Origin of the sequence: Shewanella sp. P1-14-1 (genome assembly GCF_001401775.1) — a bacterium.
GTDB classification, from domain to species: Bacteria; Pseudomonadota; Gammaproteobacteria; order Enterobacterales; family Shewanellaceae; genus Shewanella; species Shewanella japonica.
Genome location: NZ_LKTL01000001.1, coordinates 222,179 through 238,354 on the forward strand (window position 1 = coordinate 222,179; position 16,176 = coordinate 238,354).

The following is a 16,176-nucleotide window of genomic DNA, read 5'->3' on the forward strand; positions in this document are numbered from 1 at the left end:
ACTATCACCCTAATCGGTTTTTTAGAACAAAGACAGATAAAAGACTTGGGTTATCGGATTTTCCGAATCACTGATATTAAACTTGCTTATTCCCATTGGGTAAAACGTGTTAGCGCCCGTCCAACTGGATAATCAAGCTGTTTGGATAATTGCTGCACATGTTGCTTATTGACTGCACTACCAAAAGAGTGTGGCTGCTTACTAGCATACACAACCCAATTGCCACCACCGGTTAATGTGGCATAAACATTTGCAAAGTGCATAGACAATGTCTGCTTTAATAGTTCACTTTTGCTATGCTCTTTCCAGCAATTGAGTACCAAAAACCCGTCAGTTTTTAAGCTTTGATGACAATGGGCAATAAACTCCACTGTAAGTTGTTTTTCATCGACTCCTTGCTCTATGTACATATCCGCGAAAATAATATCTACACGTTTATGATTACCTTCAGCAAGAAATGCGGTGCCATCTTGATGAACCAAATTCAACTTTTTGCCAATTGGCAACTGGAAAAATCGTTTAGCAATATCAATAACAGGTGAACGCAGTTCAACAGCGGTCAATTTTATGGCTGCATCATAACGGCGTAAAGCATGAATTAACCCACCGCCACCTAAACCTAATATGATTGCACTTTTAGGTTGGCTAAAAAGCAATACTGCTAACATCGCTTGAATATAGGTATGCTGTGGAATATGGGGCTGGGCTTTAAGGATTTTACTTTGTTCGTCATTGTCACCAAAGGACAAAATTCGACATTCATTGTCTTCTAAGACATAGATAGGGCCGATCTCATCACTAATATGATGTAACTGCTGATAATCTGACATGGAACTGACTCTGGTATACCGTCAGCTAATTTCAACCTGACGAATTTGGTTGCAAGAAAGACAGTTTACAGGATAAATTCAAACTCACATCATCTTGACTTCAAACTTAGCTTAAATAAGTCGGAACTTGACGCATTAAAGTGAGCCACTATGACAATTCAAATCCTAATTTGCGCTATTTGCATTGCTGTATTTATCTTTATACAGCAACAGCTGAAGCAATTTATCAGCCAACAAGCCAAGAAAAAACAGGTCAATGAAGTACGCAGCCGTTTAGTGACAAGACTATTAACTTACCTACTCTTTTTTATTACTGCATCCATTATGGCTGTGTCATTAGGATTGGGGTACCAAGAAGTCTCGTTATTTGTTTCATCTGCCTTTGCCGTTTTGGGGGTTGCGTTATTTGCCCAATGGTCAATGTTAAGCAACATTACTGCAGGGGTACTGATTTTCTTTGCATTTCCGTATCGAATTGGCGATAAAATAAAAATCGTGGATAAAGATGAAGATATGACAGGGGTGATTGTCGAAATCAGTTTATTTCATGTGATAATTAAACGCGATCAAGGCGATATGATGACTTACCCGAATAACCTTATGCTACAAAAGGCAGTCATAAAAATACCTAAAACAGTGAAGGAACCAAACTCATCTACAGAAAAAACCGCCTCTCAATATGTCGATGAAGATATCACGCCTGATTAGCTTTACACATTACCCTAATAAAAAATGCGCCACATGGTGGGCTCCCATAGCGCATTCATTAATTAAGCTAACTTCACGAGTGCTATCGCATCTCTGTTTGGGGGTTAATTTAATAAGCGCTGAAAAAATGCCACAGCTTGTAAATACATTTGCAATGCCAGTGCCGCATCATAACGTTCACCTTCATCACGCATAAACGCATGCTGAGCATTGACTTCTTGCCAGCTAAAACTCACGCCTTCTTGCTCAAGCTTTTGGTAAATCACTTTACGCCCTTCACTAGACACGTGAGGATCTTGCTTGCCAAACACCAAGGCCACTTCACCAGCAATATCCCCCGTGCGGGTAAGTGAATCATTCAATGCTTCACACGGTAAGGTATTGGAATGTATGTCTGTAGGATACAAGCAAAAAGCGCCACTGATATCCGCATTCAGCGCTGCTCTATATGCTAAATGCCCTCCGATACACACTCCCATAGCAGCGACTTTACTGGTGCAATAGGCTTGGCTACGAGCAAAATCCACCATTGCTTGCGTATCACTATCATGATGTTCTAAGGGCTTTGCAAATTTATCCGCATTGCCTTTATCTTTACCAATATCATCATAATCGAGCACGGTACCAATCGGGTTTAACTCGTGAAAAACCTCAGGAACTAGCACGACAAATCCGTGCCCAGCAAGTATTGCTGCACTGCGAGCTATAGGTGCTGTTTGCTGAAAAATTTCAGAGTAAAAAATAATTGTCGAGAACTGTCCTGCGACATCTGGGCGATAAACGTAGGTGCGCATCACGCCTGTTGGCGTGTCAATATCATGAACTTCCTTGGTGATTATCATATTCCCTCTTTTTAGTCAGTCTGAGTGCTGGTTTTATTAACATGTGTAAACGTTGAGCATTACCTAACATAATGAGTCTCACCATGTTTACTTACGATCTAATTTAATTCGTTAGCAGAATGCTGCCCTGAGAGTAAGTCGGTGACATTTTTTAAGGTTGTCGAGGCAATTGCATTAAGCGCCTCATCAGTTAAAAACGCTTGATGACCAGTGAAGATAACATTGTGACAGGCTGACAGCCGTCTAAAAACATCATCTTGAATTATTTCGTTGGACTTATCTTGAAAAAAGAGTTCTTTTTCATTTTCATAAACATCCAAACCTAATGCACCAAGTTGCCCCTCTTTTAGCGCTTCCATGGCATCGATTGCATTTAACAATCCACCACGTGAAGTATTAACCACCATGACCCCAGTTTTCATTTTATGAAAACTTTGAGTACACAGCATATGATGATTATCTTCAGTCAATGGGCAGTGCAAACTGATGATGTCACATTGAGGGTACAATTCATCGAGACTGGTATAGTTAACTCCTAAATCAATCACTTGCTGATTAGGATATGGATCGTAAGCAATCACCTTACAGCCAAAACCAAGCAAAATCTTAATCGTAGCAATGCCTATTTTCCCTGTGCCAATAACACCGACGGTTTTGCCATGCATGTTAAAACCCACCAAACCCGATAGGGCAAAGTTGGCGTCACGAGTGCGTTGGTATGCTTTATGTATTTTCCGGTTCAATGTCAGCATAATCGCAATAGTATGCTCTGCAACCGACTCGGGAGAATAAGCTGGTACGTTGACGACAGTAATCCCTAATCGATGCGCTGCATCTAAATCCACATTATTAAATCCGGCGCAGCGCATTGCGATAATTTTTGTGCCACCTTTAGCCAGCTCTACTAACACTTCTTCGCACAATGAGTCGTTAACAAATGCGCACACCACTTCAAAACCATCAGCCAATTTAACGTTTTGCATGCAAAGTCGATAATCGAAATATTCAATGGTTGCACCAAAATCTTGGTTGATTGCATCAAAGTGCTGAATATCGTAATTTTTGGCACTGAAGAAGCCAATTTTCATGTCATTGTCCTTAATAGAAAGCGTTACAACGGCTTATACTTGAAATCAAATAAGTAAATCGGATATCAAGGTTGCGCATTTTTATCACATCAGCATAGCAATAATTTAGAGTTTGCTATAGATCGCTATTCATTCGAAATGAATTTGTTAAGCTGATACGTCAATAACTGACCAATTACGTATTTTCTATGTCTAAAAAGCAGCAACAAGAAGTATCAGAATTTCAATTTTGGATCCAACGCCTCGGAAAAACCAGTTTACGCGCCTTGCATATTGTTGGTGTCGTCGGTGCTGGTGGCGGTCTGCTACTGGGTATAGAGCAAAGTGAGTGGCTTAACTATTGGATCATAGCAATGGCCAGTGGTGTTGCCCTGTTTGCATGGGAAGTTATTCGCGATTGGCGCTGGTTAATTCAATTAAAAGGCGTATTAACCATCTGTAAAATTTTACTCTTGTTGCTATTTATCCCAATGGCAAATTGGAAGCCTGAGATCACCATCTTTATTGTGCTGTTATCAGTTGTGGTATCTCATGGACCTGCTGGGCTTAGACATTATTCTGTGGTCCATCGAAAAGTAATACATGGCAAAAAGGAAATTAAAGGTTAATCTAGTAGTATCTTTTGTTGCTATTAAGGTTATAGGATGTTTCCTTATCCAGAACAATATCGGTTAGCTGCACCGCCGCTAACCACCAGTTTTATGGTATTTTGGGCACTGTTTAGTCACAGTATTTTTGCTGATGCGAGCCCGTTTGCCCTCTATCCGCTACTGTCATTATTTCCTTTAGTGCTCATCGCGCATGTGTATTTAATCTGGAATGCTCAAGGTATGTCTCGATTAGATCAAAGCTTTTATGCCTTGGTTCATGTTCCTCTCGCTTTTGTTGTTTGGACTTTTACCATTATGCACGTTAATGGCAACGCTTTTTCTTAATACAAAATTTAACGATTTGATTTAAGTAAAGGCTGAAATTGTCATTTAGCCACAAAGGTAGCGAGAACAACTTGCACAAATATGGCGGCAAAGGTATCTTTGCCGCGCATTTACGTTAAAGGCTTACCATGGCAGATTTCATTTACCTTCCTCCAACCGATCCTTGGCTTGATATCATTCACGAAGATAAAGACATTATCGTACTGAATAAGCCTTCAGGATTGTTATCTATTCCTGGAAGAGAAGCTCAATACCATGACAGCATATATAGCCGTGTGCTTGAGAAGCACCCCAATGCACAAATTGTACATCGCTTAGATATGGCCACATCTGGGGTTATTGTCGTTGCACTGCGCCGTAATGCAGAGCGTGAGTTAAAACGTCAGTTTCGAGATAGAGAAACGGCCAAAACCTATTACGCAAGAGTTGCGGGCCATGTGAATCCTGCGATTAAGCAAGTGGATTACCCGCTGATTTGCGACTGGCCAAATCGCCCGAAACAAAAAGTGGACCATAAGTTAGGTAAGCCCTCATTAACCTATGTAGAAGTCATCAGTTACGCCAAACAATCTACCTTAGTTAAACTCACGCCCATTACAGGTCGCTCTCATCAACTAAGAATTCATATGATGGCAATAGGCCATGTCATTTTAGGTGATGGTTTTTACGCTGATCCACTCGCCAAAAGATTATCAACACGATTACTACTGCATGCTGCAGAACTTTCGTTTAATCATCCGTATCATCAGCAAGCATTAACCTTTAAAGCCGAAGTGCCATTTATAGAACCTATTAATGATCAATAATTAGGGCTTAATTAGCGATAAAACCGAGATATTATCGAGTACTCAATCATAGATTGTCGCACTGTCAGCCCTATGACTATTGCTATTGCTATTAATATGGTTCCCCTTATTTGACTCGCTTGTTTCTTTTACTTAGGTCTCTTACTGAGTTCTCATACTTAGCTCTCATACTTAGTTTTCCAGCTTACTTGTCTTTACTACATACTCTGCATCGTTATTTTAATGACTTATCTCTAGATAGTTGTCGATAGTCATATTCAAACTCACCTCCTCGGAAGCCACTTAATCATAGAAGGGGTATTCATCAAAATGACTTCATGAGAAGTTTTTGATGGCATTTATGTATATTTAGCCTTAAATTAATAATTAATTGTAACTAAATTAGGCATTTTAATATGGAAACCCCATTTCAAAGAGATCAGCTCGATAATCAAATTCTTGAAGCATTGATGGAAGAAGCCCGCACCCCTTTTGCTGAACTGGCGAAACGATTTGCCGTCAGTGCAGGGACGATTCATGTCCGAGTAGAAAAAATGAAACAAGCAGGCATTATTACTGGAGCAAGGATAACAGTAGATCCTAAAGCTTTAGGCTATGACGTTTGCTGTTTTATTGGTATCAATTTAAAAAGTGCAGGTGATTATCCTGCTGCCATATCAAAGTTAAATGCCCTTGAGGAAGTTGTTGAGGCATATTATACCACTGGTAATTACAGTGTTTTTGTAAAGGTAATGTGCCAGTCTATCGATGGATTACAGCATGTTTTAATCAATCGCATCCAGTCAATTGATGAAATTCAATCAACAGAAACATTAATCAGCCTACAAAACCCTATTGTTCGTGGTGTTAAGCCTTAGTCCAAAAAATAATGGCTTATAACTTACTTAATAATGATATACCACTTAAGAGATAGTTAAAATTCATAATAATTTTGCAAATTTGTAACACCTTTGGTTACCTTTGTTAAAGTTTTGTGTTAAAAAGTCGTAGAGTGCATCGAAGAATGCGCCATACGCATTATAAACAAAATTATAAAACAGCATTACCACCGACCTAGTCTCTACCCTACACATGCTTGGACGTGGTCAATGCTTTAACCAAGGAAGAAGTTGTGAAGACTAAATTATCAATAGCTATATCAGCAGCACTACTATCAAGTGCTAGCTTTGCAAACACCGAAATGACAGGCAATAAATATGAGTTAGAAATATTGTCTAGTAATCAATACAGCAAGCCAGCAGTCAGCCCTATCAATGTAACTGCACCAAAACGATTTATCGTTGAACTATCTTCTCCTGCGGTAGCATCATACCAAGGCGGTACTCAAAATCTTGCTGCAACAGCAGTAACAGCAAAGGAAACCAAATTAGATATACAATCTGCTGCAGTTCAAAATTACGCATCACATCTTGCTAATGAACAGAAAGCATTTTCAAGTGCACTCAATAAAATCTCTGCCAACAGTAAAGTAGAGCGCCAATTCAAAACTCTTTTCAATGGCGTAACAGTCGCAGGTCAAAATTTAACTGTTGAGCAGTTAATGGCTATTCCTGGGGTTAAATCTGTTTACCCTGAAACTATGTATGACATCAGCATGGATGCATCACTTCAAGTTATTAATACTGAAGCGATGTGGACAACTGTGAATGGAATGGCAAATGCAGGTAAAGGCATTCGAGTTGCAGTTATCGATGGTGGTATTCGACCAGAAAACCCAATGTTTGCCGATGAAGGTTTTGAAGCACCTATGGGCGCCATGCCAACTGATGATTACTGTTCAACAACAGATGAGTCATTCTGTAATAACAAACTGATTGTAGCACGTTGGTCTCAACCGACTTTTGAAGTCTGTCCTGATGAATACATGAGTCCACTTGGTTACGGCGGTCACGGTACACACGTTGCAGGTACAGCGGTAGGTAACTTAGTCTCTACACAATTTAATGACATTGATGTTGAATTATCAGGTGTAGCTCCAGCAGCATACTTAATGTCATACAAGGCGTTATATTCTAAAGCAGACTGTTCAGGTGGTAGTGGCTCTAACATCATGTTAATGGAAGCGTTAGAGCATGCAGTTAATGATGGCGCTGATGTTATCAACAACTCTTGGGGTGGTGGCGCAGGTGCGGATCCTGCCAGTAGCCCATATAAAACCATGTTTGAAGCAGCTGAAGCGGCGGGTGTTGTCGTTGTTTCTGCAGCGGGTAACGACGGTAATGGCGCAAGCACTATTGGTTGCCCTGCATGTATTGAGTCTGGTATTGCTGTAGCCAACAGCACAACAGGCCGCTACTTTGCCAACAGTTTCAATGCTGGTGGTGAAGACTTACTCGCAATCCCTGGTTCTGATACGGTTATCGAAATGGATGTTACAGCACCTGTTGTTGCTGCAATAAATATCGATGAAGCTAATTTTGAAGGGTGTGATGCTTTCCCAGTTGATAGCTTTAAAGACAGTATCGCATTAATATCTCGAGGTGCTTGTGCATTTTCGTCGAAAGCTGAAAATGCGATGAATGCTGGTGCAAGTGCACTTGTAGTATATAACAGTAATCCTGGTGCACCGATTACCATGTCTATGCCTGGCGTTACATTCCCATCGGTGATGATTTCAAATGGTGACGGATTAGATATTATCGATGCTATGGGCGAAACGGCAACCGAAGGTACTGTTGGTTCAGAAATTAAGCGTTTAATGGTACCTGAACTAGCCGATACCATTAATAGTTCTAGCTCACGCGGTCCAAACGGTAACCAAAATATCTTAAAGCCGGATATTGCTGCTCCAGGTACTAATATCTTATCAGCTTACTCGCCTGATGATGGTGGACTAGATTTCAATATGATCTCTGGGACCAGTATGGCAAGCCCTCATGTTGCTGGCGCTGCAGCAATGATGCGTCAATTACACCCTGATTGGTCTGCAAATGATATTAAGACCGCGCTAACATCAACTTCAACTGTTGATGGCATCCTAGATGATGATGCAACTACTGCAGCTTCACCGTTTGCAATGGGTGCGGGTCGTATGGATTTAGATGCTGCAGCTAAAGCGGTATTAACTTTCGATAAGCCTTCAATTGCTGCTGATTCATGTGTTGGTCCATGTACTTTCACTCGCACGGTTTACAATAAGAGTGAAGAAGACACCTCATGGTCATTAGCCGCAAGCTCTGATTCTGCAGGCATCATGGTTTCTCCAAGTACTTTAGATATCCCAGCTGGCGGCTCTGCGAGCTTTATGGTCACAGTCGATTCTACTTTTGCAGAATATGGTGATTGGATATTCGGTAATGTGATGCTTTCGAGTGCATCAGGCATGCAAGATGCTCATTTACCTCTCGCAGTGTTAGCGCAAGAGTCTAGCGACTCTTCATTGATTTCTGTAACTTCTGATGATGCAGATTTGACGACTTCAGATGATATGGAAATTTCAGCAGTACTGAACAATACCATGTTTGAGAATACTGTTACCTTCACAGCAATGGCACCTGAAGGTTCCATGTTAACTTCAGAAGATGATGTATCTGTTACTTTAACCAATGCTTCTCAAAATGGTTTTAGTGTAAACGAAGAAACTGGTGTAATTACTTGGGTTGGAAGTTTAGAGCAATCTGAAATGTCTATCGAAGCCTTCACTGGTACTTATCCAAGTATTTTTGATGCAGATTTAGCATTTATTCCAACATGTGACGAAGGCTGTGATGAAAAATCATTCACTTATGAAGGTCTTCCATCATTCAAATATAATGGTTCAACTTACGATACGATTACGATTTCAGACAATGGTATTGTTTTAGTTGGTGGCGGTAATACGGGCGGTACTTGGAATAATAAAGAATTACCTGATAGTGCTAACCCTAATAACATTCTTGCTCCTTTCTGGTCAGATTTTGATTTAAGTGATGGAACTGCAACTGATACTGGTGGCGGTCAATTAGGATTAAACATTATCGAACTTGCATCAGGAACCTTCATTGTTGTTGAATGGAACGATGGCCAATTATATGCCGACCCATCTGGTACGGCATATTCATTTAGTGTTTGGATTAAGACTGGTGATGTTGAAGATGTTTCATTTAACTACCTAGATATTCCAAATATGCCTGCTAATGTATCTATTGGTGCAGAAAATATAGGTGGCACGATTGGTTCTACTTATTACTACAATGGCGAAGGAACTGCGGTAACTAACGATGACTACCTTCAAGTTGTTTCATCAGCTGCTGGACAAGTCAAAATTGACTATAAAGCAACAGCGGAAGATTTCGATCTTGGGTATATGGACAGCTCAACTACAGTTGAAGAAACAGCTGTTACATTCAACGTTTTAGAGAATGATACAATGCCAGCTCAAAAAGTGGCTCGCTCTAAAGTGACTGGTGATGGAATAACAGCCTCTGCTCAACGCATTATCAATATTGCCGCTACAGGTGATCTTGGTATGGTTAAAATTGTTGATGAGCCAGCAAATGGTACAGTGACAATCACAGAGTCTGGCGAAGCAACTTACACGCCTAATAAAGATTTCTTCGGTAAGGATATGTTTACCTACTCAGCTACAGACGCTGCAGGTACTGTAAGCACTCCAACTGAAGTAGTGGTTGATGTAACCAATGTTAACGATGCACCGACTGTATCCCCTTCAACCAGCAAGATCTTAGTAGGTCTGGAAGCAACGGTTAGTTCTGGTGCTGCTGATGTTGATGGTGACTCGCTAACATATGCTTGGACTCAAACAGCTGGACCTGTAGATGTATCTTTCGATAGTACAGCCAAAGATATTAGCTTTGTTTCTACTAAGACTGGTGTCTATACCTTCACTGTCACAGCAAATGATGGCGAAGCAGATAGTACTACTGAACAAGTTTCAATAGATATTCTTTCTGCTCCTGACCTTAAGGATGACAGCGGCTCTATGGGCTGGTTAACTACGCTTCTTCTTCCTTTAGCGATGTTCCGTCGTCGTAAAATGAAGTCATAATCGTTATTTAACACTTAACGTAAAAAGCCCAGCATATGCTGGGCTTTTTTATGTCGATTGACTTATCAGTTAATGATTAATAACCAATGTCGAGATAAAGTAGCCCAATACGGTTGCCGTGGTGACACCGATAAATCCTGGCACTAAAAAGCTATGATTTAACACATACTTACCAATATTTGTCGTACCTGAGCGGTCAAAGCTAATTGCCGCTAAATCACTTGGATAAAATGGGAAAAAGAAGTAAGCATAACAAGCAGGTATAACACCAATTAACACAGGTGCGGGTATACCTAATGCAAATCCCAACGGGAACATAATCGTTAATACTGCCGCTTGGCTTTTAAGAAAAATAGATGCCATAAACATGGCTATCGCAAATGACCAAGGGTAGGCGCTCACTAAGTCACTTAATGAACTCACTAAGTAGCTTTTATGATGTCCAATAATAGTGTCACTCAACCATGCAATACCAAAAATAATCACCACAGCCGTCATACCGGCAGTAAAGACATTACTATTAACAATCTTTTGTGGCGAAACCTTGGTTGCCAGTAATATAACCGCACCAACAGACAACATCATGAACTGTATCGCTACAGACATTTTTACGCCTTCTGGTAGCAATTCTTTACTGAACATAGCTAACACAATAACAGATAAAATCCCGGCCAAAAATAATGCTAAACCTCTTTTGGCAATGCTATCGGTATGTGCCTGATCGTCAGTTTCAACCTCAGGATCAATCAGATTCTGACGAAACTCGTCATCTTTAAGGCGTTCTTGAAATGCCTCATCTTTATCTAAATCTTTCCCGCGATGTAAACTCCAAGCGCAACCTGCAAGCACACCAACTAACGTAGCCGGAATCGTTACCGACAACACATTAATTAAACTGATATCAAGATTGTTATCCATCGCAGTGGCCATGACTACTGCCGCCGCAGCAGCAATAGGGCTTGCAGTAATCCCCATTTGAGATGCCACTGTTGCCATAGCTAATGGACGCTCAGGACGAATACCTTTTTTATAAGCAACATCATAAATAACTGGCAATAGTGGGTAAACTGAATGGCCGGTTCCCACTAAAACAGTTAACGAATAAGTACATAACGGGCCTAAAAAAGTAATTTGGCTAGGATGTTTTCTAAGTAATTTTTCAGCATATTTAACTAATAACTTAAGGCCACCCGTGGCCTCAAGGGTAGCTGAAGCAGCCACTACAGCGAGAATAATCAGCATAACACTGACTGGCGGCGATCCTGGGGCAATACCGAACACAAATGCCAAAACCGAAACACCTAAACCGCCAAGCAAACCAAACGCAACACCACCGTGACGGATACCAACGAATATCACCGCTAGCAGCAACAGCATATGAATATAGAACATTAGCTAAATCTCCTTAGCAAACATTAATTTATGTATGACTTCCTGCGTCATAACAGATTGATTTCAGAATCAACAGCAGAGTTAATGTAGGGAGCTCGCTGTATCCATGATGCTGAAATCGTTTTTAAGGCTATAGACTGGTTATGTTTTTTGACAGCCTTACACCTTGTTTATACATCAATAATCCAGCACTCAATATCAGTTAAAAACGATACAGTGACCTTGCTCATGTAAAAAACAAAGTTAATTGTAAAACTGTGATCATCTAATCTTTAATCAACTCGAATATACAAAAAAGGCATTCACCAACAATAAGATGAACCAAATAATTTCGTCTAAATAACATCAAATTAGCCATATTAAAAATAACTAATTATAAATATTGAAAACCAAGCCAAGTTTAATTCTTAAACAAATAATAATTAGCCGAAAATAAACCTTAATGTTTTCATTCAGTTTTTATTCAGCATCTCGAGATTATAGTGAATCCATCAAAACGAACTGACTTACATTTTTTACTTGGAGTGGATTATGAAAACAAAGCAACTTATTTTAGCAGGTGTGATCACCTCAATGATGTCTGTACCTGCAATGGCATCTGATTGGTTTATTGGTGGCGCAGCTGGCTACCAAAAAAATACCTATAAATTAGATTCTTCAGTAGATGGAACTAAAGAAAAAGAAAAAGATATGGCTTATCAACTTCGTGTTGGTACCTATATCAATGACAACAGCCGTGTATATGGTACTTATGGCTACAACTCTGAAGATATAGGCAAGCAGCAAAACTTCTTACTGTCTTACGATTACCTTGTTCCTCTCGGTGCTAGTAATAAAATGAATTGGTTTGTCGGCGCCACTGCTGGTATGACACACACGAGTATTAAAGATGCTGATTTAAGCTCTGGCAATAACTTCGTTTGGGGTGGTCAAACTGGCTTTATGTACAATATCAATGACAACTGGTCTACAGAAATTGGTTATCAATACCTAAAGCAAGATTATGAAAAAGATGTGGGTAATGGTGCGAATACTGGTACCTTCTCATTAAATGATACCCAGCAGGTCTATTTAGCTATTGATTATAAGTTCTAGTTAAATAACTAACATACTAATAATATAGGACACTTAATGTGTCCTATATTATTTTCATGAGACTCAATTAGTTAACCAATTAACATATAAAACCATCAATACCTAAAATGATATTCATCAGAAAATTATATCTAGCCAGACATAAAAGTACTTTAATTATTCACAATAGCTTTAGTCTCTACAGTAATAATCAATAATGGTGCTTTATTCAGCAGTTAATAACTGTTACTTGCTTAATAACAATTCAATTAACAAACTATTTTTATGTGGCCAGCAAAAGTATTTAAGCCTCTAGCACTTAATGCACTAGCCAAATCCCCTACTTAAACAGTTTCATTGGTACGATGCTTATTGATAAACCTTGCTAAGCTTTCATAAAAATGTCATCCCTTACCTTTACTATTCGCTCATTATTAACTTTGAGCATATTCAATAGCTTAATAAAAAAGTAATACTATAGAGTCGTTAAAAAACCGGTCAACTCTTACTTAGACCATGATAAATATGAGATTTTTATGAAGCATTATTTTTCAGGCATAATTCAATACACCTGCATGACCGCTGTTCTGTTGTATGGACTAGGCTGGATTAAAGGCGAAAGTCTTGCTGATGAACTCTCTATCGATGACAGCGGCTACGCGCTACTGCAAGATTCGTTAACACGTCAAATACCCTTTTATGAACTCGGTATTGTCGCTGGATTCGAAAAACGTCAAATAAGAAATAATACATATAAAAGCAATTAGTTAAGCAATATTTTCGATAGGTGTTATTAGAACTTAAAGCGTTAGATTGGCATATCTCAACAAAAGCAGGCACAAAAAAACCGACATTAAGTCGGTTTATTCCTCAAAGAGGAGATGGTACCGGTGGGCGGACTTGAACCGCCACGCTCGAAAGCAACGGATTTTGAATCCGTCGTGTATACCAATTTCACCACACCGGCATCATATTGATGTTTCAAAAGAGCTAGGCTCAATCGAGAATCAGAATTATACCTAGGCCAATGGCAATGGCAAGCCCTTTCAGCACCTTAATCGAAGTTTTCATTTCAATAGCTCAAATCTCATTCAAAGCAAGTATTCAGTTACGTTAAACACTGCTTTAAACGTCTCAGCTTGCTTGGATTAGCCAGCATTTGTGTGATGAAGCATATAATTGACTCCTTTCTAATACATTACATTAGCGATTAAGCAATAACCGAAAGGTTAATTGATCGAGATCATAATTGTTAACAGATGTATGCGATATGTTACTTATGACTTCACGATAAAGAGGATTATGAAATGGCATTCTGGTTAGATTTGATGTTTGGTAATGCAATAGGTTTGCTATCAATGATTGTTATCTTCTGCACCATGGGAATTATGTCGTACATGATGTGGATGTTTATTGTGAAGTCGGCTCCAAAAAAATAGGTAATACTTATTTAGATTTAAGTCAGTTTTTGTGTTTCTTAGCAAATTATTAGGGGGCGTTTAGCCCCCATTTTTGTGTCAAAAATTCATATTGAAAAGTTCAACACTGACTTAAGTCTACATAGTCAATTAAGCGGCATGTTTTCTTGGCTGCACTAATCCATTAATAAACTGCGGCCTTGCTTTGATTAGATGAGTTAACTCTTCTTTACTTGGTTCGCCAGCGGGTAAACGCAGCACTTCCCGATTGAGGTATACGCGCGCCTTCATTGAAATCTTATATTCAGCAGTAGGCCCTTGAATAGCGTAATGTCTTTCATTACCGACAAGCTCAAGAATACTTGTTGCAACGAGTCCTTTTACGGCTAACTCGTTTTGCGGTAGTGCCAAAATAGTGGCTCCTTGAAGAAAGAACTCTCGTAATAAGGCACGTTCAGCCGGATCCAATAGCTTCACTTTCGCTTCAATGGTTTCTATGGCACGTTTTTCACGTAAGTAACTAATCGACTCATCAACAACAAATGTGAATAACTGACTCAAAAAGAAAGCGGCACCAACAATTAAACCTAAACCAATAAAGTGCCCATAGTTAGACACAAAACCGTCAAGGGACAAAGTTTGTAACACATGGTTCGGTGCAAATAATAATACTGCACACGCTACCACCCACCAAAGCATCACGCTTACCAATACACGCTTAATATTGGCTAACTTTAAGGTATCTAATTTAAGTTTCATCATGTTACGTCCAAAGTGTCAGATTTTTGAATCTATAACTTCAAAAGCAATTTTGGTGCCAAGAGATTAACCGTAAGTAAAAAATAAATGTTTAATAGGACTTAAGATGCACAGTGGCGTGGCTGATGATGTGGGCCATGTGAAATAGAACTATTTCGACCGCTAATTATTACGCTTCTCTTACGCTATGTGAAGATGGCAAATCGTTCATTGTTATACAGAAAAGTCTTAATATAGATGGCGTAACCTTATTGGATTACGCCAAAAAATGTTGCAACACTGAAATGGGGGGGGCGATAACTTTAGTTACTTTTCTGCAAGTCTTGCTAACACTCTGCTCGCGGCAATAAAACCAAATGTACCTGTGACCATAGTGACCGCACCAAAGCCTGAAGCACAATCCATTCTCATGCTACCGTCAGATGCAGCCTTGGTACTACATACACTGCCATCATTTTGCGGATAAACTAGATGTTGAGTTGAAAATACCGCGTCAACAGCAAACCGTCTTTGCGTATTTTTAGTGAAATTATATTCACGCCTTAAAATCCCCCTCACTTTTGCGAGTAAAGGATCTTGAATGGTTTTAGCTAAGTCAGTTAACTGAATTTGGGTTGGATCAGTTTGACCACCCGCTCCACCCACGGTCACTATTTTCAGTTTATTACGCTTACACCAGGCAATTAAAGCCGCTTTCTGCTTTACTGCGTCAATACAATCAACCACATAATCAATCGCAAGAGGTTCTTGCTTAGTGCCCAAGTATTCAGCCAAGTTATCTGCTGTTATAAAATCTTCGACTTCATTAACAACGCATTCTGGATTAATTTCACGTAAACGCTTTGCCATCACCTCAACCTTTGACTCGCCAATGGTTGACGCTAATGCATGAGATTGACGATTAGTATTAGTCACGCAAATGTCATCTAAATCAACTAATGTGATTTGCCCGATCCCACTACGAGCTAACGACTCTGCAACCCAAGTGCCTACACCGCCAATCCCAATAATGACCACATGTGCCTTGGCAAAGTTTTCAAGTGCATGTTGACCATATAAACGGCCAATTCCACCAAAACGATTTAAATATGATTCTGACAACATGTGATGCTCTTGCTACTGACTTATTCGGGGGCGGTATTTTATACGAATTCGCTGAGGAGCGAAATAAAACTCTGCCATTGCAATAAATACAGCAGATTGAGATAGACACATTTCTCGACACACCTGTTGCAAACATTAACTAACCACATCATTTTGTGATAAGTGCAGTTAACGGTTGCAGCCTGCTTGTTAAAAAGCAATATAAGCCTTGTAAACCAATATGATACAAATCA

15 protein-coding genes and 1 tRNA gene are annotated in these 16,176 nt (G+C 39.6%); 9 read left to right on the forward strand and 7 right to left on the reverse strand.

The window, feature by feature from the left end; translation table 11 throughout:
* Positions 1-86 precede the first annotated feature (86 nt).
* Positions 87-830 carry a spermidine synthase gene (locus tag AN944_RS00830; protein WP_055022676.1) on the reverse strand — a complete coding sequence of 248 codons (744 nt, stop codon included), beginning with the start codon at positions 828-830 and terminating at the stop codon, positions 87-89.
* A gap of 150 nt (positions 831-980) precedes the next feature.
* Between AN944_RS00830 and AN944_RS00835 the strand changes: the two genes are divergently transcribed.
* Complete coding sequence (locus tag AN944_RS00835; protein ID WP_055022677.1) at positions 981-1,538, forward strand: mechanosensitive ion channel domain-containing protein; 558 nt, start codon at positions 981-983, stop codon at positions 1,536-1,538.
* Positions 1,539-1,642: 104 nt separating this feature from the next.
* On the opposite strand, the gene AN944_RS00840 is transcribed toward AN944_RS00835, so the two are convergent.
* Both AN944_RS00840 and AN944_RS00845 read right to left on the reverse strand, forming a co-directional pair.
* On the reverse strand, positions 1,643-2,380 hold the full coding sequence (locus AN944_RS00840) for a dienelactone hydrolase family protein (RefSeq protein WP_055022678.1): 738 nt from the start codon (positions 2,378-2,380) through the stop codon (positions 1,643-1,645).
* 98 nt (positions 2,381-2,478) lie between these two features.
* The gene (locus AN944_RS00845; RefSeq protein ID WP_055022679.1) at positions 2,479-3,468 is read right to left on the reverse strand and encodes a 2-hydroxyacid dehydrogenase; all 990 of its coding nucleotides are present in this window, start codon (positions 3,466-3,468) and stop codon (positions 2,479-2,481) included.
* A gap of 188 nt (positions 3,469-3,656) precedes the next feature.
* Between AN944_RS00845 and AN944_RS00850 the strand changes: the two genes are divergently transcribed.
* The 5 genes from AN944_RS00850 (at position 3,657) to AN944_RS00870 (ending at position 10,196) form a co-directional block, all read left to right on the forward strand.
* Entirely contained in the window at positions 3,657-4,076 is a 420-nt protein-coding gene (locus AN944_RS00850) for a hypothetical protein (protein ID WP_055022680.1), read from the forward strand.
* Between the two features lie 36 nt (positions 4,077-4,112).
* Positions 4,113-4,403 carry a hypothetical protein gene (locus tag AN944_RS00855; RefSeq protein WP_055022681.1) on the forward strand — a complete coding sequence of 97 codons (291 nt, stop codon included), beginning with the start codon at positions 4,113-4,115 and terminating at the stop codon, positions 4,401-4,403.
* Between the two features lie 128 nt (positions 4,404-4,531).
* Entirely contained in the window at positions 4,532-5,209 is a 678-nt protein-coding gene (rluA, locus tag AN944_RS00860; protein WP_055022682.1) for a bifunctional tRNA pseudouridine(32) synthase/23S rRNA pseudouridine(746) synthase RluA, read from the forward strand.
* A gap of 395 nt (positions 5,210-5,604) precedes the next feature.
* Positions 5,605-6,066 (forward strand): transcriptional regulator AsnC, encoded by a 462-nt coding sequence (gene asnC / locus AN944_RS00865; RefSeq protein WP_055022683.1) that lies wholly within the window; start codon positions 5,605-5,607, stop codon positions 6,064-6,066.
* A gap of 254 nt (positions 6,067-6,320) precedes the next feature.
* Positions 6,321-10,196, forward strand: coding sequence for a S8 family serine peptidase (locus tag AN944_RS00870; protein ID WP_055022684.1), 3,876 nt, complete (start codon positions 6,321-6,323; stop codon positions 10,194-10,196).
* A 69-nt stretch (positions 10,197-10,265) separates the two neighbouring features.
* Here the strand turns inward: AN944_RS00870 and AN944_RS00875 are convergent, their stop codons facing one another.
* Entirely contained in the window at positions 10,266-11,588 is a 1,323-nt protein-coding gene (locus AN944_RS00875; RefSeq protein ID WP_055022685.1) for an anaerobic C4-dicarboxylate transporter, read from the reverse strand.
* A gap of 531 nt (positions 11,589-12,119) precedes the next feature.
* On the opposite strand from AN944_RS00875, the gene AN944_RS00880 reads away from it, so the two are divergent.
* The gene (locus tag AN944_RS00880) at positions 12,120-12,683 is read left to right on the forward strand and encodes an outer membrane beta-barrel protein (RefSeq protein ID WP_055022686.1); all 564 of its coding nucleotides are present in this window, start codon (positions 12,120-12,122) and stop codon (positions 12,681-12,683) included.
* A 515-nt stretch (positions 12,684-13,198) separates the two neighbouring features.
* Entirely contained in the window at positions 13,199-13,429 is a 231-nt protein-coding gene (locus AN944_RS00885) for a hypothetical protein (protein WP_055022687.1), read from the forward strand.
* Positions 13,430-13,544: 115 nt separating this feature from the next.
* On the opposite strand, the gene AN944_RS00890 is transcribed toward AN944_RS00885, so the two are convergent.
* Positions 13,545-13,629: transfer RNA gene (locus tag AN944_RS00890), tRNA-Leu, on the reverse strand.
* A gap of 340 nt (positions 13,630-13,969) precedes the next feature.
* On the opposite strand from AN944_RS00890, the gene AN944_RS21335 reads away from it, so the two are divergent.
* Positions 13,970-14,101 (forward strand): DUF3149 domain-containing protein, encoded by a 132-nt coding sequence (locus AN944_RS21335; RefSeq protein WP_065109785.1) that lies wholly within the window; start codon positions 13,970-13,972, stop codon positions 14,099-14,101.
* A 129-nt stretch (positions 14,102-14,230) separates the two neighbouring features.
* Here the strand turns inward: AN944_RS21335 and AN944_RS00895 are convergent, their stop codons facing one another.
* Together AN944_RS00895 and tcdA are read right to left on the reverse strand one after the other, a co-directional pair.
* Positions 14,231-14,842, reverse strand: coding sequence for a superinfection exclusion B family protein (locus tag AN944_RS00895; RefSeq protein ID WP_055022688.1), 612 nt, complete (start codon positions 14,840-14,842; stop codon positions 14,231-14,233).
* 303 nt (positions 14,843-15,145) lie between these two features.
* Positions 15,146-15,940 (reverse strand): tRNA cyclic N6-threonylcarbamoyladenosine(37) synthase TcdA, encoded by a 795-nt coding sequence (tcdA, locus tag AN944_RS00900; protein WP_055022755.1) that lies wholly within the window; start codon positions 15,938-15,940, stop codon positions 15,146-15,148.
* Positions 15,941-16,176: the final 236 nt, after the last annotated feature.

Coding starts and splice junctions, on each gene's coding strand:
- AN944_RS00830 (WP_055022676.1), bottom strand. CDS start 830: ATGTCAGATTATCAGCAGTTACATCATATTAGTGATGAGATCGGCCCT.
- AN944_RS00835 (WP_055022677.1), top strand. CDS start 981: ATGACAATTCAAATCCTAATTTGCGCTATTTGCATTGCTGTATTTATC.
- AN944_RS00840 (WP_055022678.1), bottom strand. CDS start 2,380: ATGATAATCACCAAGGAAGTTCATGATATTGACACGCCAACAGGCGTG.
- AN944_RS00845 (WP_055022679.1), bottom strand. CDS start 3,468: ATGAAAATTGGCTTCTTCAGTGCCAAAAATTACGATATTCAGCACTTT.
- AN944_RS00850 (WP_055022680.1), top strand. CDS start 3,657: ATGTCTAAAAAGCAGCAACAAGAAGTATCAGAATTTCAATTTTGGATC.
- AN944_RS00855 (WP_055022681.1), top strand. CDS start 4,113: ATGTTTCCTTATCCAGAACAATATCGGTTAGCTGCACCGCCGCTAACC.
- rluA (WP_055022682.1), top strand. CDS start 4,532: ATGGCAGATTTCATTTACCTTCCTCCAACCGATCCTTGGCTTGATATC.
- asnC (WP_055022683.1), top strand. CDS start 5,605: ATGGAAACCCCATTTCAAAGAGATCAGCTCGATAATCAAATTCTTGAA.
- AN944_RS00875 (WP_055022685.1), bottom strand. CDS start 11,588: ATGTTCTATATTCATATGCTGTTGCTGCTAGCGGTGATATTCGTTGGT.
- AN944_RS00880 (WP_055022686.1), top strand. CDS start 12,120: ATGAAAACAAAGCAACTTATTTTAGCAGGTGTGATCACCTCAATGATG.
- AN944_RS00885 (WP_055022687.1), top strand. CDS start 13,199: ATGAAGCATTATTTTTCAGGCATAATTCAATACACCTGCATGACCGCT.
- AN944_RS21335 (WP_065109785.1), top strand. CDS start 13,970: ATGGCATTCTGGTTAGATTTGATGTTTGGTAATGCAATAGGTTTGCTA.
- AN944_RS00895 (WP_055022688.1), bottom strand. CDS start 14,842: ATGATGAAACTTAAATTAGATACCTTAAAGTTAGCCAATATTAAGCGT.